19 protein-coding genes are annotated in these 21,139 nt (G+C 59.9%); 10 read left to right on the top strand and 9 right to left on the bottom strand.

Annotated elements, in window-relative coordinates:
• Positions 1 to 12 precede the first annotated feature (12 nt).
• A complete protein-coding gene (locus NMB39_RS21515; protein WP_057011937.1) occupies positions 13 to 252 on the bottom strand; it encodes a sulfurtransferase TusA family protein in 240 nt (79 codons plus the stop codon).
• Positions 253 to 347: 95 nt separating this feature from the next.
• On the opposite strand from NMB39_RS21515, the gene NMB39_RS21520 reads away from it, so the two are divergent.
• A complete protein-coding gene (locus NMB39_RS21520; RefSeq protein WP_046071419.1) occupies positions 348 to 1,781 on the top strand; it encodes a M48 family metalloprotease in 1,434 nt (477 codons plus the stop codon).
• Between the two features lie 67 nt (positions 1,782 to 1,848).
• Here NMB39_RS21520 and NMB39_RS21525 read toward each other — a convergent pair whose 3' ends face one another.
• The 4 genes from NMB39_RS21525 to rpoE form a co-directional block, all read right to left on the bottom strand.
• Positions 1,849 to 3,285 (bottom strand): DegQ family serine endoprotease, encoded by a 1,437-nt coding sequence (locus NMB39_RS21525; RefSeq protein WP_494340090.1) that lies wholly within the window; start codon positions 3,283 to 3,285, stop codon positions 1,849 to 1,851.
• Between the two features lie 235 nt (positions 3,286 to 3,520).
• Complete coding sequence (locus NMB39_RS21530; RefSeq protein ID WP_306957361.1) at positions 3,521 to 4,480, bottom strand: MucB/RseB C-terminal domain-containing protein; 960 nt, start codon at positions 4,478 to 4,480, stop codon at positions 3,521 to 3,523.
• A 16-nt stretch (positions 4,481 to 4,496) separates the two neighbouring features.
• Entirely contained in the window at positions 4,497 to 5,084 is a 588-nt protein-coding gene (locus NMB39_RS21535) for a sigma-E factor negative regulatory protein (protein WP_046071417.1), read from the bottom strand.
• 32 nt (positions 5,085 to 5,116) lie between these two features.
• The gene (gene rpoE / locus NMB39_RS21540) at positions 5,117 to 5,698 is read right to left on the bottom strand and encodes an RNA polymerase sigma factor RpoE/AlgU (RefSeq protein ID WP_003172477.1); all 582 of its coding nucleotides are present in this window, start codon (positions 5,696 to 5,698) and stop codon (positions 5,117 to 5,119) included.
• A gap of 461 nt (positions 5,699 to 6,159) precedes the next feature.
• On the opposite strand from rpoE, the gene nadB reads away from it, so the two are divergent.
• Positions 6,160 to 7,776: an L-aspartate oxidase gene (nadB, locus tag NMB39_RS21545; protein WP_494340089.1), complete on the top strand. Its 1,617-nt coding sequence runs from the start codon at positions 6,160 to 6,162 to the stop codon at positions 7,774 to 7,776.
• Here nadB and NMB39_RS21550 read toward each other — a convergent pair.
• Both NMB39_RS21550 and NMB39_RS21555 read right to left on the bottom strand, forming a co-directional pair.
• Positions 7,745 to 8,191 (bottom strand): protein YgfX, encoded by a 447-nt coding sequence (locus NMB39_RS21550; protein ID WP_057022028.1) that lies wholly within the window; start codon positions 8,189 to 8,191, stop codon positions 7,745 to 7,747. The two genes, nadB and NMB39_RS21550, sit on opposite strands and share 32 nt — an antisense overlap.
• Entirely contained in the window at positions 8,175 to 8,429 is a 255-nt protein-coding gene (locus tag NMB39_RS21555) for an FAD assembly factor SdhE (RefSeq protein WP_043046387.1), read from the bottom strand. The genes NMB39_RS21550 and NMB39_RS21555 overlap by 17 nt, the downstream gene beginning before the upstream one ends.
• Positions 8,430 to 8,568: 139 nt before the next feature.
• Here NMB39_RS21555 and ygfZ point away from each other — a divergent pair, with 139 nt between their 5' ends.
• Entirely contained in the window at positions 8,569 to 9,510 is a 942-nt protein-coding gene (ygfZ, locus tag NMB39_RS21560) for a CAF17-like 4Fe-4S cluster assembly/insertion protein YgfZ (RefSeq protein ID WP_057022027.1), read from the top strand.
• Between the two features lie 36 nt (positions 9,511 to 9,546).
• Entirely contained in the window at positions 9,547 to 10,368 is an 822-nt protein-coding gene (locus NMB39_RS21565; RefSeq protein WP_057011943.1) for an HDOD domain-containing protein, read from the top strand.
• Here the strand turns inward: NMB39_RS21565 and NMB39_RS21570 are convergent, their stop codons facing one another.
• A complete protein-coding gene (locus NMB39_RS21570; RefSeq protein ID WP_057022026.1) occupies positions 10,369 to 11,754 on the bottom strand; it encodes a sensor histidine kinase in 1,386 nt (461 codons plus the stop codon).
• Positions 11,747 to 12,418: a response regulator gene (locus NMB39_RS21575; protein ID WP_046071411.1), complete on the bottom strand. Its 672-nt coding sequence runs from the start codon at positions 12,416 to 12,418 to the stop codon at positions 11,747 to 11,749. The genes NMB39_RS21570 and NMB39_RS21575 overlap by 8 nt, the downstream gene beginning before the upstream one ends.
• A gap of 244 nt (positions 12,419 to 12,662) precedes the next feature.
• Between NMB39_RS21575 and NMB39_RS21580 the strand changes: the two genes are divergently transcribed.
• The 6 genes from NMB39_RS21580 (at position 12,663) to NMB39_RS21605 (ending at position 21,131) form a co-directional block, all read left to right on the top strand.
• The gene (locus tag NMB39_RS21580; RefSeq protein WP_057022025.1) at positions 12,663 to 13,646 is read left to right on the top strand and encodes a Bug family tripartite tricarboxylate transporter substrate binding protein; all 984 of its coding nucleotides are present in this window, start codon (positions 12,663 to 12,665) and stop codon (positions 13,644 to 13,646) included.
• Positions 13,647 to 13,705: 59 nt separating this feature from the next.
• Positions 13,706 to 14,164 (top strand): tripartite tricarboxylate transporter TctB family protein, encoded by a 459-nt coding sequence (locus tag NMB39_RS21585; protein WP_057011947.1) that lies wholly within the window; start codon positions 13,706 to 13,708, stop codon positions 14,162 to 14,164.
• Between the two features lies 1 nt (position 14,165).
• Positions 14,166 to 15,680: a tripartite tricarboxylate transporter permease gene (locus NMB39_RS21590; protein ID WP_057022024.1), complete on the top strand. Its 1,515-nt coding sequence runs from the start codon at positions 14,166 to 14,168 to the stop codon at positions 15,678 to 15,680.
• On the top strand, positions 15,673 to 16,701 hold the full coding sequence (locus tag NMB39_RS21595; RefSeq protein ID WP_057022023.1) for an AbrB family transcriptional regulator: 1,029 nt from the start codon (positions 15,673 to 15,675) through the stop codon (positions 16,699 to 16,701). The genes NMB39_RS21590 and NMB39_RS21595 overlap by 8 nt, the downstream gene beginning before the upstream one ends.
• A gap of 158 nt (positions 16,702 to 16,859) precedes the next feature.
• Entirely contained in the window at positions 16,860 to 20,399 is a 3,540-nt protein-coding gene (locus tag NMB39_RS21600; RefSeq protein ID WP_306957358.1) for a YncE family protein, read from the top strand.
• Positions 20,400 to 20,879: 480 nt separating this feature from the next.
• Entirely contained in the window at positions 20,880 to 21,131 is a 252-nt protein-coding gene (locus NMB39_RS21605) for a hypothetical protein (RefSeq protein WP_124356080.1), read from the top strand.
• Positions 21,132 to 21,139: the final 8 nt, after the last annotated feature.

A 21,139-nucleotide genomic window follows, 5' to 3' on the forward strand; every position in this document is an offset into this window, starting at 1 on the left:
CCTGCAAGGCTATCAGGCCTTGCGCAACCAATAATGGTACACACCGGCGGCCTCTTCTTCGTGGAGCAGCGTATGGCCCGCCAGCCTGGCGAAGGTCCTGAAATCACGCTGTGAGCCTGCATCCGTAGCGGTCACCTTGAGCACGGCGCCGCTGGCCATACGATTGAGTTCCAGCTTGGCCTTGAGCAAGGGCAACGGGCAATTGAGGCCGCAGGCATCGAGTTCGGCGTCAAAGGCTACAGCGTCGGTCATGGTGTTACTCCAGGCAAACATTTGGGCTGCTTAGAATATCTGGTCCCAAGCTCAGTGTCCGGCTACAGTAAGCTCTTTGTCGAAAGGCTTTGTGCATGACTTTTTTGCGCCCTACCCTGCTGACGCTGGCCTGCCTGCTGGCCTCCCCGGCCTTCGCTGACGAGCTGCCGTCACTCGGCGACGCCAGTTCTGCCATTGTCTCGCCCCAACAGGAATACCAACTGGGCCGCGCCTGGCTGGCCTACCTGCGCGGCCAGGTCTCGCAGCTCAATGACCCGCAACTCAAGGATTACGTCGAAACCAGCGTGTACAAGCTGGTGGAGACCAGCCAGGTCAATGACCGGCGCCTGGAATTCATCCTGATCAACAGCCCGCAACTCAATGCCTTTGCGGCACCTGGCGGGATCGTCGGGGTCAACGGCGGCTTGTTCCTCAATGCCCAGACCGAAGGTGAATACGCGTCGGTACTGGCCCACGAACTGGCGCACTTGTCCCAGCGCCACTTCGCCCGGGGCGTGGAGGCGCAGTCGCGCATGCAGCTGCCGATGATGGCCGCCCTGCTCGGCGGTATCATCGCCGCCGCCGCGGGTGCAGGCGACGCAGGTATCGCCGCGATTGCCGGCTCACAAGCCGCAGCGATCCAGGAACAACGCCGATTCTCCCGGCAGAACGAACAAGAAGCCGACCGTATTGGCATCCTCAACCTGGAGAAAGCCGGCTACGACCCACGCTCCATGCCGACCATGTTCGAACGCCTGATGCGCCAATACCGCTTCGATGCCAAGCCACCTGAATTCCTGCTGACTCACCCGGTGACTGAATCGCGGATCGCCGATACCCGCAACCGCGCCGAGCAGGCCAAACCCGGCGGCAAGGAAGACAGCCTGCGCTATCAGTTGATTCGCGCACGGGTGCAATTGAAGTACGAAGACACGCCAGGTCTTGCCGCCAAGCGCTTCCAGGCACAGTTGGACGAGAACCCCAAGAACGATGTGGCGCGATATGGGCTGGCCATCGCACAGATCAAGGGCACCCAACTCAAGGAAGCACGGGAGAGCCTGGCACCGCTGCTGGCCAAGGCGCCCAACGACATCACTTACAACCTGGCGCAGATCGAGCTGGACATCACCAGCAACCGCATGCCGGACGCACAGCAACGTACCGACCGCATGCTCACCCAGTACCCCAGCAACTATCCGCTGAATCAGGTGCGAGTGGACTTGTTGCTCAAGCAGAACCGCACCGCTGATGCGGAGAAAGCGCTGGATGGGCTGCTCAAGTCCCGGCCGGACGATCCGGACGTGTGGTATCAGGTCGCCGAGACCCGCGGCTTGTCCGGCAACATCATCGGCCTGCACCAGGCTCGTGCCGAATACTTCGCCCTGGTGGGTGATTTCCAGCAAGCCATCCAGCAGTTGGACTTTGCCAAGCGGCGCGCCGGCAATAATTTCCCACTGTCCTCGCGCATCGATGCCCGCCAGCGTGAGCTGATCGAACAGGAGCGCTTGGTCAAAGGCATGATGAGCTAAACCCATCAGCCAAAAAAAAAGCCCCGCTGTCGTTAACCGACAGCGGGGCTTTTTTTGGGCTAGTAGATTACTCCGCCAGCTTGAAGGTGATGAAGCTGGCTCGACCTTGACGCAGGACGCGCATCGACACCGAACGATTCTTCGGCAACGCCTTGGCGATGTCGGTGAATTCCTTGGTGGAGTCGATCGCCTGGTTGTTCAGATGGGTGATGACGTCGCCAGGCTGCAGGCCGATCAAGGCGGCCGGGCCGTCCTGGACTTCCTTGATCACGACACCGCTCTGCAGGTCGAAGGTTTTCTTCTGCTCGGCGGTCAGCTCAACCACGGCAATACCCAGGCGGTTGCTGCTGCGCTCGGCACCTGGCTTGGCATTGCCCAGGGCATCCAGGGTCGCACCTTCTTCCGGGATGGCGCCGACGGTCAGCTCAACGTTCTGGCGCTTGCCATCACGGATCACTTCCAGCTTGGCTTTGCCGCCAGCCTTGAGCGCGCCGACCAGATGAGGCAGGTCGGCCGACATGATGATTGGCTGACCGTTCATGCTCAGGATCACGTCGCCGACTTTCAGCCCCCCCTTGGCTGCAGGGCCATCGTCCTGAATCTGTGCAACCAGCGCACCGGCCGGCTTGTCGAGGCCGAAGGACTCAGCCAGATCCTTGTTCACTTCCTGGATGACCACACCCAACCAACCTCGGCTGACCTTGCCACCGCTCTTCAACTGGTTGGAAACGTCCATGGCCACGTCGATCGGGATCGCGAAGGAAACGCCCATGAAACCACCGGAGCGCGTGTAGATCTGCGAGTTGATCCCCACGACTTCGCCAGCCAGGTTGAACAACGGACCACCGGAATTGCCCGGGTTGATCGGCACGTCGGTCTGGATGAACGGTACATAGTTTTCATTCGGCAGGCTGCGACCGATGGCACTGACAATGCCCTGGGTCACAGTATGGTCGAAGCCGAACGGTGAACCGATGGCTACCACCCATTGGCCGGCTTTCAAGTCCTGGGATTTACCGAGCTTGAGGACCGGCAAGTCCTTGCCATCGATTTTCAGCAGCGCCACGTCGGAGCGTGGGTCGGTACCGATCAGCTTGGCCTTGAGTTCACTGCGATCAGCCAGGCGTACGAGAATCTCGTCGGCATCGGCAATCACGTGATTGTTGGTGAGGATATAGCCGTCGGGCGAGATGATGAAGCCGGAACCCAGCGACTGGGCTTCGCGCTGACCACCGCCGCCACGAGGGGCGCGTGGTTGCGGCATGCCGCGCTCGAAGAACTCGCGCAGCATGGGCGGCAAGCCTTCCAGATCCGGCATCTGCTGGTTCGATACTTTGCGATCCGGCAGTTTTTGCGTGGTACTGATGTTCACCACCGCAGGCGAGGCCTGCTCCACCAATTGGGTGAAGTCAGGCAGTTCGACTGCTTGCGCAGGCAAGGCCTGACCCAGCACCAGCACTGTGGCGACTATGGATAGGTAAGACTTCAAACGTGGTATCGACATACAGCTCCCGTTACGACGAGCAGGGTTAAGCGACAGGGTTCAATAAATGCCGAAGACTGCGACCGGCACTTTTGTCCCGCGAACAAAACAAGGCCAGGGCCATCAAACCCTGACCTATAAAAAACATAGGGAGTTTTTGCAAGTGAAAATGCTGATCCAGAGATTTCATACGCTCAGCACCCAACCAAAGATGGGCACAGATTGAAAGATCAGCATGAACGCAGGATTAACAATTTCATGGCTTGGCAGCGGCCTTTCCACTACGCACCGATAAGGCGATACGCTCAGCAGTGCCGATAGGGATTTCGCCTACCACCGTTACCATCATTTCACCTTCCACCGTATTCAAACGTCGGGATACGGCTACGGTTGGCCCAAGCTGGGCACGGGTTTCGTTCAGATCCGCACCTTTTGCTGACTCCAGAAACACGGAGAAACGCGCGAGCCCATCGCCATACATCACGCTATCGACCGTGGATTTGGTTTGGGTATCTTTGCGCGTGACAGCACTGATCTGTTGGAAGCCAGGCGGCAGCCAATCCAGATGCCACACCTGGGTGGCAGGCATGTCGGAGCCTTTAGGAGAGGAAACAGCGACAGGCGAGCACTCGCGGCCAGGCTGCAAGTCCTGGTCGGACGGAACGGCGCGGGTATCCAGGCGCGTATACTGAAAGCGCTCCAACAACTGCCCCTGATCATTGAGCAGCAAGGATTTGAGCGGCAGCGCGGTTTCACGATCCAGGTGTAATTCAACACCATAGCGATATTGATCACGCGGGCTGATCGACACGATCACCGCATTACGACCGGCCACGCGAGATTTACCGATAACGGCCAATTCGTAGAATTGAGTGAGTTTTTGTGGTTCGAGTGCACGCGAAGGTGCATCAGAGGAACTCGCCAGGCCGGAAACCAGCGCACCGCTGACGCATTGTGTGCGACCGTCTACCCTAAGGGCTTCCTGGGGAGCGCCATCGAGCTGCAACAAGCGCTCACGTACATGACCATCTTGGACGCGATGCCAGATGTCATGGGTAGAAAAACTACCATTACGTTCGTAGACAAACGTGCCTTCAAAGCTTTGCTGCTGCTCTGCACGCCCAAGTCGAGTCAGCCAGTCTTGGGCTTCATCGGCATGGGCGGATAGTGCAAACCAACTACTGAGCCAAAGCGTAAGGAGCGGTATGGCGCGCATAGGGCTCCTTAGCAGATCAACGGTTTTCCTGGCTTGCTGCGCGAGCGTATGGCAGAGCGCTATCAGTGCCTTTCGAAGCCGATTCCTGCGCATGTTGACGCAGGTAGCCTGGAAGACGCTGGTCCTGCCAACCGGATTGCCCTTGAAGCACACCATTAGCCATAGGGCCGGTGGTATCGGAGCTTTCCTTGTAGCCTGCCAGTACAGCCGGACCTTTGACTTGCGGACCGGCCATGACCGGTTGCTGAGTCTGTTGGGCCAACTCGTTGCCAGCAATCTCGTCCTGGTTGTACAGGCGAACACCAGCGAGCACAGCGACGGTGACCGAAGCAGCTACTGCCAGGCGACCCAGGCTACGCCATGGACCCCGTGCAGCTTTTGCCGGAACGGCTTCATCAGCAAGCGCAGCAGAAACGGCCGCAGCAATATCCAGACGAGGGATTAGAAGATCCTTGTGCATCACCGCCCGAGCGACTTGGTAACGAGACCAGGTATCACGGGTTTCGGCATCATCAAATGCATTGAGCACCCGACGAAGTTCCAGTTCATCCGCTTCGTTATCCATCACTGCGGACAGCGATTCCTGCAGGGCATCACGACTCATGGCGGTTCCTCTCTTGGCTGTCGCCGCTGTCTTTAGTTTTCCTGCAACAAAGGTTGCAAGGCTTTGTCGATGGCTTCCCGGGCCCGGAAAATCCGTGACCTTACAGTCCCCACCGGACATTGCATGACGCTCGCAATGTCTTCGTAACTCAGACCATCAAATTCACGTAAAGTTAACGCCGTACGCAAATCTTCTGGCAGTTGCTGAATTGTGCGATGGACGGTGCCTTCGATCTCGTCGCGCAGCAATGCACGCTCCGGCGACTCGAGATCTTTGAGGCCGTGATCACCATCGTAAAATTCTGCATCTTCTGAACTGACATCACTGTCTGGTGGGCGGCGGCCGCGAGACACCAGATAGTTCTTCGCCGTATTAATGGCGATGCGGTAGAGCCACGTATAAAACGCACTATCACCGCGGAAATTTCCCAGTGCACGGTACGCCTTGATAAAGGCTTCCTGTGCAACGTCCTGCGCTTCATGGGTGTCGTGCACAAACCGCACGATCAACCCGAGAATTTTGTGCTGGTATTTCAGCACTAGCAGATCAAATGCTCGCTTGTCGCCGCGTTGTACGCGCTCGACCAGCTGCTGATCCTCTTCCTGGGTTAGCATGAACACTCCTCGTTGTACTCGAAGGAGGCTTGCATAACTAAACGATCAGGCTTGCAAACATAGACTCGGGCTTTTCGCAAAAGTTCTCCCCCTTCAAGCAAGTTTCCGGCATGCACTGATTTGGCACACACGAAAAACGCAGCCCGGGCGGCGCCGGCTGCGCGAATAATCTTGTCGCCGGTTTCGTGACGCGTCCAATGCTCCCGACGGGCCAATAAACTCAACGTTTTCCCAGCTTTCGGGCAACCTGCTATTGAGTCGGGACCCATGCAAAAAGTTCCCGCCTCGCCAACCGGCCATTTCCCAAAGCTGCGCAGCATAATCTCACAATGCCACGAATGCGTGGCTATTGTGCCGCTCCCCCCCTCTATATACTAGTGGCCCGTGTGCCCCTTTGATTCGCCGATCCAGGCGTCCTGTTTGCGCCGCTCCTTCGGATCGCTTTTTGCGGAATCCATTCAATGAGCCAACAGTTCCAACACGATGTCCTGGTAATCGGCAGCGGCGCGGCCGGCTTGAGCCTTGCGCTGACCCTGCCCAGCCACCTGCGTATCGCCGTCTTGAGCAAAGGCGACCTGGCCAACGGCTCGACATTCTGGGCCCAAGGCGGCGTCGCCGCGGTGCTGGATGACACCGACACGGTGCAATCCCATGTTGAGGATACCCTCAATGCCGGCGGCGGCCTGTGCCATGAAGAGGCGGTGCGCTTCACCGTCGAGCACAGCCGGGAAGCCATCCAATGGCTGATCGACCAGGGTGTGCCGTTCACACGCGATGAACATGCCGGCAGCGACGACGGTGGCTTTGAGTTCCACCTGACCCGGGAAGGCGGCCACAGTCATCGTCGAATCATTCATGCTGCCGACGCCACCGGCGCGGCCATTTTCAAGACTCTGCTCGAGCAGGCCCGCCAACGCCCCAATATCCAATTGCTTGAACAACGCGTCGCCGTCGACCTGATCACCGAAAAACGCCTGGGCCTGACGGGCGAACGCTGCCTCGGTGCCTACGTGCTCAACCGTGCCAGTGGCGAAGTCGATACCTACGGCGCACGTTTCACTATTCTTGCCTCGGGCGGCGCGGCCAAGGTCTACCTCTATACCAGCAACCCCGACGGCGCCTGTGGCGATGGCATTGCCATGGCCTGGCGTTCGGGCTGCCGGGTGGCCAACCTGGAGTTCAACCAGTTCCACCCCACCTGCCTGTACCACCCCCAGGCCAAGAGCTTCCTGATCACCGAAGCCCTGCGTGGCGAAGGCGCGCACCTGAAGCTGCCCAATGGCGAACGCTTCATGCAGCGCTTCGACCCTCGCGCCGAGCTGGCACCGCGCGATATTGTTGCCCGCGCCATCGACCATGAAATGAAGCGCCTGGGTATCGACTGCGTATACCTGGACATCAGCCACAAGCCCGAAGCCTTCATCAAGACCCACTTCCCGACGGTCTATGAACGTTGCCTGACCTTCAATATCGACATCACCAAAGGCCCGATCCCGGTGGTACCCGCTGCGCACTACACCTGCGGCGGCGTAATGGTCGACCAGCATGGCCGCACCGATGTGCCTGGCCTGTACGCCATCGGCGAAACCAGTTTCACCGGCCTGCACGGCGCCAACCGCATGGCCAGCAATTCACTGCTCGAATGTTTTGTGTATGCACGCTCAGCCGCAGCCGACATCCTTGAACAACTGCCGCGCATCCCGGTACCGGCCGCCCTGCCCCGCTGGGATGCCAGCCAGGTGACCGATTCGGACGAGGACGTGATCATCGCCCACAACTGGGACGAGCTGCGGCGCTTCATGTGGGACTACGTGGGGATCGTGCGCACCAACAAGCGCCTGCAACGCGCCCAGCACCGGGTGCGCTTGCTGCTGGATGAAATTGACGAGTTCTACAGCAACTACAAGGTCAGCCGTGACCTGATCGAATTACGCAACCTGGCGCAAGTGGCAGAGCTGATGATTCGCTCGGCCATGGAGCGCAAGGAAAGCCGGGGCCTGCATTACACCCTCGACTACCCGCAGATGCTGCCCGAAGCCCGCGACACTATCCTGGTGCCAACCACCTACGGCGGCTGAACTTCAGGCGCACCCGCAGGCGCCGGTGTACATCGGCGGCCTGTGCGTCCTGCGGCACACAGATCGAACGCACTCGCCGCTCACCCTGCACCCGGTAGCGCAACACAACGATCAGAGGCAACGCGAGGCTGTCGGGACGCAATTGCACCGCGTGCCAGCCGCACGCGGCGTTCCATAACTGCCAGCCATCGTCGTCACGGCGCAGGCCACGAATCGACGAACGGTGAGTGAGCAGGATATGGCGCGGCAGCACCCAGGTGCAGTGAGCCAGGCATAGCAGGATGCCAAGGCTTGAATAAGGCAGGTTCAGCACAAGCAAGCTGCCCAGCGCAATCAGCTGGGCAAGCAGATACGCCGCCAGCAACAGGCGTGAGGCCTGCCAGCGGCATTCGAAGCGATTACTTGGGCTGGACACGGTCCAGAATCTTGCGAACCATGCGCTGCAGTTCCGGATCTTCAGATTCGGAGCGCTCCATGAACCAGCCGAACATATCCTGGTCTTCGCATTCAAGCAGCCTGACGTAGAGATCGCGATCGACTTTATCGAGCGTCGCGTACACTTCCTTGGTGAACGGCACCAACAACACATCCAGCTCAAGCATGCCACGACGGCTGTGCCAGAAGAGACGATTGATTTCTACATCTTCGACCATGGAGCCCTCCTCAAATAGAGCGCCAGTATACAGCCCCGGCGAGACCGGGACACTCGGCTTTGGTCGCCCATACGGAAACTATCCATTTGCCGGGCGCCCCTCTATGATGCACCCATGACTTTTTGATGTGCGATGACCCATGGCTGACTCTGCGTTTTTCTGTTCACTGACCCACGAAGGCGTGCTTGCCGTCCGCGGCTCCGATGCTGCCAAGTTCCTGCAGGGACAACTGACCTGCAACCTCAATTACCTGAGTGAAACCCAGGCCAGCCTGGGCGCGCGCTGTACGCAAAAAGGCCGTATGCAGTCCAGCTTTCGCATCCTGTTGCAAGGCGACGGCGTGCTGATGGCCATGGCCACCGAGCTGCTCGAACCACAGCTGGCGGACCTGAAGAAATACGCGGTGTTCTCCAAATCCAAACTCACCGACGAAAGCGCCGCCTGGGCGCGCTTCGGCCTGGCAAACGCAGACGCTTCCCTGGCCGCCCTTGGCCTGGCACTGCCGGCCGAGACCGACAGCGTAGTACGCACCGATTCGCTCATCGCCATACGTGTCTCCCCTAACCGTGCCGAACTCTGGGTGCCCGCAGAGCAAGCCGACGCCGTGCGCAGCCAACTGGTCGCGCAGCTGCCACAGGCTGACTTGAATGCCTGGCTGCTCGGCCAGATCCGTGCCGGTATCGGCCAGGTGATGCCGCAGACTCGCGAGCTGTTCATCCCACAAATGCTCAACCTGCAGGCCGTGGGTGGCGTGAGCTTCAAGAAAGGCTGCTACACCGGCCAGGAAATCGTCGCGCGCATGCAGTACCTGGGCAAACTCAAGCGGCGCCTGTATCGCCTGAGCCTGGAGACGGTCGATCTACCCGAGCCAGGCACGCCATTGTTTTCACCCAGCCACAACAGCGCGATCGGCGAAGTCGTCATCGCGGCAAAAGCGGACCAGTCGATTGAACTTCTCGCCGTGCTGCAAGCCGAAGCTGCCGACAATGGCGACGTGCGCTTGGGCACCTTGGAAGGCCCTGGCTTGCACCTGCTCGACCTGCCCTACCAACTGGACCGTGATCGCGAGATCCAGCGTTAATCGCCGTACCTTTTTGCAGCACCCTAGAGAGCATGAATGAACAAGCTGGCGGAAAAAGTCCAACAGGCTTTGGTGATGGCCATCGACAACGATGACCTGGTTCTGCCGACACTGCCGGAGGTGGCCCTGAGGATTCGCCAGGCCGCCGAAGACCCGGAGATCAGCATCAGCCACTTGAGCAAGGTGATCAGTCGCGACACCGCTCTGTCGGCGCGCCTGATCAAAGTGGTCAATAGCCCGCTGTTGCGGGCCAGCCAGGAAGTCACCGACCTGCACACCGCCATCACGCGGCTCGGCACCAACTACAGCAGCAACTTGGCCATCGGCCTGGTGATGGAGCAGATCTTTCACGCCCGCTCCGAAGTGGTTGCACAGAAAATGCGCGATGTGTGGTGTCGCAGCCTGGAAGTAGCCGGCGTCAGCTATGCCTTGTGCCGCCGGCATAGCCACCTCAAGGCGGACCAGGCGGCCCTTGGTGGTTTGGTGCACCAGATCGGCGTGCTGCCGATCCTCACCTACGCCGAAGACCATTACGAACTGCTCTCGGACCCGGTCAGCCTCAACCACGTCATCGAGAGCATTCACCCGTTACTGGGCGACAAACTGTTGGGCGGCTGGGACTTTCCGGAAATGCTGGCAAAACTGCCAGGGCAGTACCTGAACCTGGAACGCGACTCTGCCAGGCTCGACTATGTCGATCTGGTGCAGATCGCCGTACTCTACTGCCACCACAACACTGACCATCCGCTGGCGAAAGTCGACATTACCAGCGTGCCGGCGATGCAAAAGCTGCAGGTTGATCTCTACAGCGAAAAGTCACGCGCCGAACTGGATGAAGCGCGCTCAATGTTTTACTGATCAACCCGCAATAAAACTCACGCGCACTTTCAGCCCAGCCAACTCACCATCATGCAGGCTGATCTGCGCCAGGTGTGCGCGGCAGATCTCCCCGACAATCGCCAGTCCCAAGCCAGACCCCATGCCCTGCTGGCTGCGTCGGTAAAAACGCTCGAATACCCGATCCCGCTCATCCAGCGGGATGCCCGGGCCATCATCTTCGACCTCCAGCACCGCCGGTGCCGTCACCCGCAGAATCACATTGCCGCCAGGCGGTGTGTGGGCCAGGGCGTTATCCACCAGGTTGCTCAGCAACTCGTTCAACAGCGTCGGTTCGCCGCGCAGCCATATGGGCTCGTCCGCCTCCAGTGCCAAGGCCACTCCCCGCGCATGAGCCAGTGGCGCCATGGCCATGCCCAGCTCGCGGGCCAGCTGGCTGAGGTCGAGCAATTGCGCACCGCCCTCGGCAATGGCCCGGGCACCGTTTTCAACGCGGGCCAGGGACAACAACTGGTTAGCCAAGTGCGTCAGGCGGTCGGTGCCTTGGGCGGCACTTTCCAGGGTGCTGCGCCAGCTGGCCGGTTCTTCGGCGCGCAGGCCCAACTCCAGCCGGGCCTTGAGTGCCGCCAGCGGCGTGCGCAGCTCATGGGCTGCATCGGCGATAAACTGCGCCTGGCGCTCGAACTGCCCGCGCAGGCGTTCGGTAAAGTGGTTGAGGGAACGCACCAACGGGCCGAATTCATCCTGGACTTCCACCAGCGGCAGCGGCCGCAGGTCATCGGGCTGGCGCTCTTCCACCGCGGTGCGCAGGCGTTCCAACGGGCGCAATGCCGCGCTCACGGCGAACCACACCAGCAGCAGTGCACCGATGGCGAGCATGCCCAAGCGCAACAGCGTGTCGGCCATCAAGCTGCGGGCCATGGCGACCCGTGCTTCGTCGGTTTCGGCGACGCGGATTTCCGCCATGCCATTCATGTTCGGTTCGGAGACGGCCTTGAGCAGGCTCACCACCCGTACAGGTTGGCCTTGATACTTGGCATCGTAGAAGCGCGCCAGGGCCGGGTAATCGTCGGTGCGCGGCGTGCCGGGGGGCGGGCCGGGCAAATTTTCGTAGCCGGAAATCAGCTTCTGGTCGATGTCATTGACCTGGTAATAAATACGCCCTGCGCTGTCGTAGGCGAAGGTGTCCAAGGCCACGTATGGCACATTCGCGCTAAGGGTGCCGTCGACCTGGGTCAAGCCGGCGGCAATGGTGCGCGCCGAGGCCAGCAAGGTGCGGTCATAGGCGGTGTCGGCGGCTTCGCGGCCATTCCAGTAGGCACTCATGCCGCTGGCGAGCATCAACAACACCAGCAGCAGCGCCAGGTTGCACAGCAGGCGCCAGCGCAGGCTGCTGGGCTTATGCATCGCGGGCTTCCAACAAGTAGCCAAGGCCGCGGAACGTCACGATGGCGATAGGCTGGCCGTCTAGCTTCTTGCGCAGGCGGTGCACGTAGATTTCGATGGCGTCGGGGCTGGCTTCCTCATCGAGGCCGAATACCTGGGAGGCCAACTGCTCCTTGCTCATTACGCGGCCTGGCCGGGCGATAAGGGCTTCGAGCACGGCTTGCTCGCGGGAGGTCAAGGTCATCAACTCGCCCCCAACCGTGAAGCGCCGGGTGTCGAGGTCATACACCAGTACCCCGCACGCCTGCTGGCGCTCCCCGCCCAGCACACTGCGTCGCAGCAGCGCCTTGACCCGTGCTTCCAGCTCCGTCAGCTCAAACGGCTTGGCGAGGTAGTCGTCGGCGCCCAGGTTCAGGCCGTGCACGCGATCTTTCACATCGCTGCGCGCCGTCAGCATCAGCACCGGCAGGTTTTTGCCACGGGCCCGCAGGCGCGCCAGTACCTCGAAACCATCCATGCGCGGCAGGCCCACGTCGAGGATTACCGCCGCGTACTCCTCACTGCCCAAGGCCAGGTCCGCGGCCACGCCATCGTGCAGCACGTCGACCGTCAAACCCATGCCCTTGAGCGCCTGGGCGACACTTTCGGCGAGTTGCAAATGGTCTTCAACCAGGAGGACACGCATGGACTTCTACCTCATGAGGAGTGATCGGCGCGGCTTTTTATCGACCCGCTGGCCGGCGAGTTTACAGGCGCAACCTGCCCTGTGAAGCCCGAAAACATTGAAAGACAATTGAAAGGTTAGTGAAAGCTTCGCCCTTTAGCATCCAGCCACGGTGGTCTATGCCTGCCGAGCTACCTGATTCGTAGCACCCGAAAAACGCCTCGAAGCGTTTTCGTCAAAATAAGAACAATAACGGAGAAATCCCATGACCTCTTCACTACGTAAAGTTGCCCTCGCCGCCGGCTGCATGCTGTTCGCCGGCCAACTGCTGGCCGCCGACGAACCCAAGCGTCCTGAATGCATCGCCCCGGCCTCCCCAGGCGGTGGTTTCGACCTGACCTGCAAGCTGGCGCAAAGCGCGTTGGTCAATGAAAAGCTGCTGAGCAAGCCAATGCGTGTGACCTACATGCCCGGCGGCGTGGGCGCGGTGGCCTACAACGCCGTGGTCGCCCAGCGCCCTGCGGACGCCGGCACCCTGGTGGCCTGGTCCAGCGGTTCACTGCTGAACCTGGCCCAAGGCAAGTTCGGCCGTTTCGATGAAACCAACGTGCGCTGGCTGGCTGCCGTAGGCACCAGCTACGGCGCCATCGCGGTGAAAAGCGACTCGCCCTACAAGACCCTCGACGACCTGGTCCAGGCGTTGAAGAAGGACCCGAGCAAGGTCGTGATTGGTTCCGGCGGTACCGTCGGCAGCCAGGACTGGATGCAAACAGCACTGATCGCCAAGGCGGCCGGCATCAACCCCCGTGACCTGCGTTATGTGGCGCTCGAAGGTGGCGGCGAAATCGCCACGGCGCTGCTGGGCGGCCATATCCAGGTGGGCAGTACCGACATCTCCGACTCCATGCCACACATCCAGAGCGGCGATATGCGCTTGCTGGCCGTGTTCGCTGAAAAGCGCCTGGACGAACCGGAAATGAAAGACATCCCGACGGCCAAGGAGCAAGGCTACGACATCGTCTGGCCGGTGGTGCGCGGTTTCTACCTTGGGCCAAAAGTCAGCGATGCCGACTATGCCTGGTGGAAAGATGCGTTCGACAAACTGCTGGCCTCCGAGGACTTCGCCAAGCTGCGTGACCAGCGCGAGCTGTTCCCGTTCGCCATGACTGGCCAGGAGCTGGACACCTACGTGAAGAAACAGGTGGCCGACTACAAAGTGCTGGCCAAAGAGTTCGGCCTGATCCAGTAATCGCCCCTGTTCGCACGGCCACGCCTTCGTGCATCGAAGGCGTGGCCCAGGAGTTCTCCATGCTCTTTCAACGCATTTTCGCTGCCGCGATGTTACTGGCCTGTATCGGCCTGGCACTCATGGCCTGGCCGTATCAGGCGGCCTTTTCCTACGAACCGGTAGGGCCTCGGGCGTTCCCCCTGCTGCTGATCGGGCTGATGGGCCTGGCGCTGATCTACATGCTGATTCGTCCGCAACCGACCAAGCACACCGACGATGAGCCGGCGCTGGACCGCCCGACCCTGGTCAAGATCGGGATTTGCGTGGCCTTGCTGCTGGTGTTTGCCGGCACTTTCGAATCCCTGGGTTTCATTCTCAGCAGCATGCTCATTGGCATTCCGATGGCGCGGCTGTACGGCGGCCGCTGGTTGCCTAGCGTGGTCATCATCACCTTGATGAGCATCGGTCTTTATCTGCTGTTCGATAAAACCATGGACGTGCCACTGCCCCTCGGTCTGCTCGACGTTCTGGAGAACTGATATGGATACTTTTGGCTATTTGGGCCAGGGTTTCGGCGTCGCGCTGAGCCCCTACAACCTGGTGACCGCCCTGTGCGGCACCCTGATCGGCACCGTGGTCGGCCTGCTGCCGGGGCTGGGCCCGATCAACGGCGTGGCACTGTTGATCCCCATCGCGTTTGCCCTGGGCCTGCCGCCCGAATCAGCGCTGATCCTGCTGGCAGCCGTATACCTGGGTTGTGAATACGGCGGCCGGATCAGCTCGATCCTGCTCAACATCCCGGGCGAAGCTTCCACCGTGATGACCACCCTCGACGGCTACCCAATGGCCCGTAAAGGCATGGCCGGCGTGGCGTTGTCGCTGTCTGCCTGGAGCTCGTTCATCGGTGCGTTTATCGCCACCTGCGGCATGGTGCTGTTCGCCCCGCTGCTGGCCAAATGGGCGATTGCCTTTGGGCCTGCGGAATATTTCGTGTTGATGGTATTTGCGATTGTCTGCCTGGGCGGCATGGCCGGTGACAAACCGCTGAAAACCTTCGTCTCGGCGTTGATCGGCCTGTTCCTTGCCTGCGTGGGCATCGATGCCAACAGCGGTGTGTATCGCTTTACCGGCGACAATATCCACCTGACCGACGGCATCCAGTTCGTGGTGTTGGTGCTGGGCCTGTTCTCCATCAGTGAGATCCTGCTGCTCCTGGAAAAAACCCACCGTGGCCAGGAAGCGGTGAAAGCCACCGGGCGCATGATGTTCAACGTCAAGGAAGCCTTGTCGGTGTTGGCTGTAAACCTGCGTTGCGGGGTGTCAGGCTTTATCATCGGTGTCTTGCCAGGTGCTGGCGCGACTATGGCCTCGGCCGTGGCCTACATGACCGAGAAACGTATCGCCGGCGCCAGCGGCAAGTTCGGCCAAGGCGACATGCGTGGCCTGGCAGCACCGGAAACCGCCATCGGCGCTTCGGTCTGCGGCGCCATGGTGCCGATGCTGACCCTCGGTGTTCCTGGCTCAGGCACCACGGCCGTGATGATCGGCGCGCTGTCGCTCTACAACATCACCCCTGGCCCGCTGCTGTTCCAACAGCAACCGGACATCGTCTGGGGCCTGATCGCCTCGTTGTTTATCGCCAACATCATGCTGGTGGTCCTCAACATCCCGATGATTCGCATCTTCACGCGCATCCTTGCCGTGCCGAACTGGGCGCTGGTGCCAGTGATCGCCATCATCACTGCGATTGGTGTGTACGCCGTACATGCCACCACTTTCGACCTGTTCCTGATGATCGCCATCGGCATCTTCGGCTACATCCTGCGCAAGCTGGACTTCCCACTGTCGCCGTTGCTGCTGGGCTTTATCCTCGGTGGCCTGATGGAGCAGAACCTGCGTCGTGCGCTGTCGATTTCCAATGGCGCGCTGGAGATCCTGTGGTCAAGCCCGATCACCTTCGGTGTGTGGGTAATGACCGCCATCATGCTGCTCGTGCCGTTGCTGCGTATCTGGCGCAAGCGCTCCTTGCAGCGTCGTGCCGTAGCCGATGCCTGAGGTCACCTTCAAACATTGGTGGGGAACACCGCTGGTCGGCCTGGCCGGCGGTTACCTGGCCAGCCTCGTCGGCTGGCCGTTGCCGTATATGGTCGGCTCGTTGCTGGCGATCATCCTGGTGCGCTGCCTCACGCCCTGGCAATTGGCGGAGATTCCCGGCGGACGCAAATGCGGGCAATGGGTGGTGGGCATCGGCATCGGCCTGCACTTCACGCCGGTGGTGATCGAGCAGGTCATGAGCCACTTCGGCCTGATCTTCTTCGGGGCGCTGGTGACGAGTTTGTCGAGCGTAGTGGGTGTGTGGTTGATGCGCCGCAGTGGGGAAGATCGCGCCACGGCGTTTTTCTCCAGCATGCCGGGCGGCTCCGGCGAGATGGTCAACCTCGGCGCCCGCAATGGCGCAGTGCTTAGCCGGGTTGCAGCAGGGCAGAGTTTGCGGGTGTTGGTGGTGGTGTTGTGTGTGCCGGCGATCTTCAAGTATTTGCTGGGCGGCGGTGCACCGCAGTTTCATCCCGCACCGGTCGACTGGGCCTGGCTGGCCATGCTGTTTCCGGTAGGTGCGCTGGTTGCCTGGGGCTGGCAGCGTTTGCGCCAACCCAATCCCTGGTTATTCGGGCCATTGCTGGTGAGTGCCATCGCCAGCGTGACCTGGGATTTACACATTGGCCTGCCCGACGGCGGCAGCCAGATCGGCCAATGGCTGATCGGCAGCGGTTTGGGCTGCCACTTCAATCGGCAGTTCTTCCGCAGCGCACCGGCGTTCATGGGCCGCACCTTGATTGGCACGGCCTTGACCATGGCGCTCGCCACGTTGGCAGCGGTAGGGTTGAGTGCGCTGACCCACCTGGACCTGCGCTCACTGACGCTGGGCATGATGCCCGGTGGCATCGCCGAGATGAGCCTGACGGCAGAGACCCTGCAATTGTCGGTGCCGTTGGTGACAGCGATGCAGGTGATGCGCTTGTTGTTTGTGTTGTTTCTGGCCGAGCCGTTGTTCAGGCATTGGAATCGGCAATCCTGATCTTGCTCTGAGTAGGGTCGCCCAGGTCCCTACCATTCGTCGGCACTGTCAATTCTCACAGCTATCTCTCGCCCTCGTCACAGCGTTGAATCAACCGAGTGATGCTCAGCCCAACCAGTTCGGGCACGCTCCTCAACGGCTCTGACAGGACCTTCTTCATGACTATCGACCTGGATACCCAGCACCCCGATCGCTCACCCATTTCCGTTCAGCCCGCCTCTTTGCGCTCGGAAGGCTTCACCATTGCCCAACCCGACGACGCCATCTTGACGCCACAGTCCTTTCGCAATACTCCCTTCGCGGACTTGCCCCTGTACCTGCCCACCCTGAGCAATCCGGTGGTCGGCTTCGATGGTGGCTTTAACCGAGCGGCGCTGGAGGTCAGTGCCAAAGGCGTGACCTGTATCCTGCTGCCTTATCTTGGGCAGGTTGACAGGGACTTCATCGAGCTGAAGTTAAATGGTGTTCGCGTTGACTTTCATACCGTCACCGATGATGAGGCCCGCCAGGGCCTGCAAATTGTCCTGCATGTGGCCAGCGAACGCTTTATCCGTGAGGCCGGCAATACACTGCAGGCCTTTGTGACCCGCGTCGGTGGAAGCAGCGACCAAACCAAACCCTTCAATATCAAGGTCGATATCGAGTTCCCAGGTGGGCGTAACCCGGTGGCCAGCACCCCGCAAAACGAGAACCTGCCCAAGCCCGTATTTCCTCAGGATGTAATCGACTTCGGCGTCACGCCGGAAAACTCCATAAACCCCATCCCCGTATCCATCGGCTATTACCCGGTGAACACAAACCTCCCCAGGGTCAATCATCGCAAGGTGCGTGATGAAATTCGCCTGAGCCTCGGGGGAGTCGTTGTCAAACACCCAGTGACTGAATTCGAGGCGGCGGGCGAAGCCCCGATCATCATCAACGTCAACACCGGTACTTGGGATGATGTGGGTGACGGCGTGCACGTGTGCGAGTACGAAGTGGTGGACGAGGTCGGCAACCACTCCCGAGGATTTTCCCCACCCCAAGTCATCGAGGTACGACGCAACACGGGTGCAGAACCGCTTTTGCCGGCCCCTTACATCGCAGAATCCATCGAGCGGCCAGGCCAAAACGATCTGCTCGATGCTGATGACCTTGACGGCAACGATGCAACCATTGTGGTTGAGGTGAACCGCCTGGGCTATGAACTCGGTGACGTACTACGCCTGAAAGTCTCCGGGCGCACTGAAGGCAGCCAGTTGATTACCACCTTTTACGACCACCCTATTGACTCCACCACTCGCGCCCAGCGCATCCGCTGGCCCTACACCGATATCGTGCCGTTGATCGATGGGCGCGTCCAATTGACCTATCAACGGCTTCGCCTCAACGCATTACCACGCAACTCCCTCGACAGGTCGGTGGATATCGCCGGTACCCCCGTCGAGGCCGGCCTGGCGCCACCTATCGTGCTCGAGGCCGTAGGTGGAAACCTGCCCGCAGCCACCGACCCAGTGACGGTGTTCATCAGGGCCCTTACCGGCTACCCTGCCAACGCTCGCGTTTTGCTGGTGCTCAACGGCACCTACGCCAATGGTCGGTCCTACTATGCCGAGCACACGGCCCGCGCCGGCCAGAACGATATAGTCCTAGAACTGCCCAACGGGCCCAATGGCGAAATCGCCCAGTTGGAAGGCGGCGCGCTCTCGCTGCACTACACCGTCAACGGCGGGCCACCGTCACGTCGGCTGAACCTGTACGTGGGAGCCCTGCGAGCCATCCTGCCAGCGCCCATCACACGCGAAGCAGTGCCACCGGACCATGTGTTCGACCCGGACAAGAACCGCGGCAACCTGAATGTCACGGTCAAGGCTCATCCCGCCTTCACCTTGGGCGCCACGGTGTACCTGTACGCCGAAGGCAGTGCCCCTGGCGGTAGCGCCCCGCGGATGGAATTCGAGATCGACGAAAACTGGCTCGGTGTCGACCTGCCCTTCGTGGTTGCTCGGCTCTACGTCACCGCCAACCTCAATGGCACCCAAAGTTTGTACTACACCGTGGTAAAACCGGGGCAGCGTGACATGCTTTCCGAGGCCCTGACGATCCGCGTCGGCGCGGCCCTCGACCTGCCCGTCCCCGAAGTGCTCGAAAGCACGCAGATCAAGCCGACCCTGAGCCGCCTGAACCCTGCGCATGTGCTGCAGTCGGGCGTGGTGACCGTGCGCGTACGTTATCGCCCGATGCTGCCAAGCGATGACATAAAGGTGCACATCATCGGCAAACCGGGACTCGGCACACCGGATATCGGCATCAAGCCTGGCATACCTGCGCCCGGTGGAGACTATGTCGATTTCACCGTGCCCAACGTGTTTGTGGGCGCCAACCTGGCGCAAAGTTGCCGGGTGTTCTTCGAGGTGATCCGTGACCACAAGCGTGAACCGTCCAGGGAACTGACGCTCGAGATCGAGGCGCTGGAGGCGCAGTATTGGGACTTGGTGAGCGTGCCCCAGGCCGAGGCCAATAGTGGGGTGATTGACGTCACCAAGGCACATGATGTTCGGATTGATGCCTGGCCATTTTTGCGCTACGACCCTGAGAACCCGCAAGCGGTGTGGATTGACGCCGAGGGCACAGTGAATCAAGTGTTGCGCAACGGTACCCCGCTGACGCCCGCCGAGTTTGCTGCCGAGCGCATCCTTACGCCTATTCCAGCCAGTTACCTTAGAAGACTCGCCGATGGCAGCCCGCTGGACCTCAAGGCGTATGTATCGCTGGATGGCGGCGGGCGGGCGACAGCGCAACCGTTGGTGCCTGCAAGTTACAGAATCAGGAAGCAACCGGGTGTTGTAGACAGCATCAACGTAGGCGGCGGCCCGGATCGCATCGTCATTAATGCAGAGGGGACCGTGGCTTATGTTGCCAACTACAATAGCGCCACGGTATCCGTGATTGATCTGACGACGTTCAGCCTTTCGGATACGATTATTATGCCAGCTAACACTTACACAAATGGATTGGCGCTTCATCCGGATGGGTCACGACTGTATGTCAGTGGATACCACTCTAGCGAAATTCAAGTAATCGATACCAGCGACAATACAATCAGCAACAAGATTACGGGCATTCACGTTTATGGATATGGCGGCTTCGCTTTTAACTTGGACGGTTCACGCCTTTACTATGGTGCTTATTATCAAGCCCGACTTCAGGTTATTGACACATCGAACGACACTCTAATTTACACAGGCTACGCCTATTACCCAGTAGACTTGGCGCTGGCGCCACAGGGCACACGCCTTTACTGCGCAGGGTTGGGTGCAATGGGTATTATCGACACGGCTACCAATACTCAGCTGTCGACACTTGCAGGTTTCAGTTATGCCTGGCGACTGGCATACAGCCCTTATGCGCAAAAAATCTATGTGACAGACCAAAGTGCGGCCAACGTGAAAATCGTCGACGCGCGCACCAACTTAATCAGCAACACCATACCCAACCTAACCGGCGCATTCGGTATAGCCTTTCATCCCACACGCCGGCTGGCTTATGTAACGATGCGCACCTCCAACTCAGTGGCAATCATTGACATCGACAAAGAGGAAGTCATCAGAACCATGACGGGGTTCGTCTACCCAACAAGCATCGCCATTGCCCCCGATGGGTCATATGCGTTAGTCAGCAACTACAATGCCAATACGGTGTTTATCGTTCAACTTTGACGACCCAGGGCAACTTGAGCCAGAAGTAACGCAAACAGGTTTATCTCTCCGATGAACCTGTTTGCGCTTTATTCGCTACTAATCAGCGCTTATTCGCATTTTCAGTGCTTGCAGCCAGCCCGGCAGAAGAGTTACGCGGCCGCATCGACTCGTAGGAAAGCGCGAATATATCTGCTCGACGCAAGTTTGGGGGCACCAATTCAGGCAGCCTCAGTGCACCATACCACTCGTCGGCACTGTCCATTCTCACAGCTATTCATCCGCCCTCCACCCTGCGTTCAATCCCTGATGCTCCCTCCCGTCGCGGTGCCGCGTCCTACTACGAGGTCCTGATCATGGAACACGCCCTGAGCAACCTCCCTCCTGTCTCGCAGCTAGCACCTTACATTGCCGGTTTGACCACGCCGGCGGTAGGGTTCTCCGATGGCGTGTACCAACAATTACTGGAGGGCCAACGGTAGCGCAGGCTTGATTTGCATCTTGCGCGCCTATGCAGGCCAGCTTGAAGGTGATTTCATTGAGCTGTTCTGCACCGATCTGCTGGTCCCGGTCGACTTCCACACCGTTACCGAACAGGAAGCGCGCGAGGAAAAACCAATCCCCCTGCACATATGTGCGTCCCGCCTGCCAGACGGTACGGTACGATTCCGTGTGTTTGGTGGTGTTTTAGCTCGCCCCCGGTGCGAACTCAATAAAAAGCCCCGGATCTTGCGATCCGGGGCTTTTTATTGAGCTACGTG

This window comes from Pseudomonas sp. FBCC-B545 (assembly GCF_059134095.1).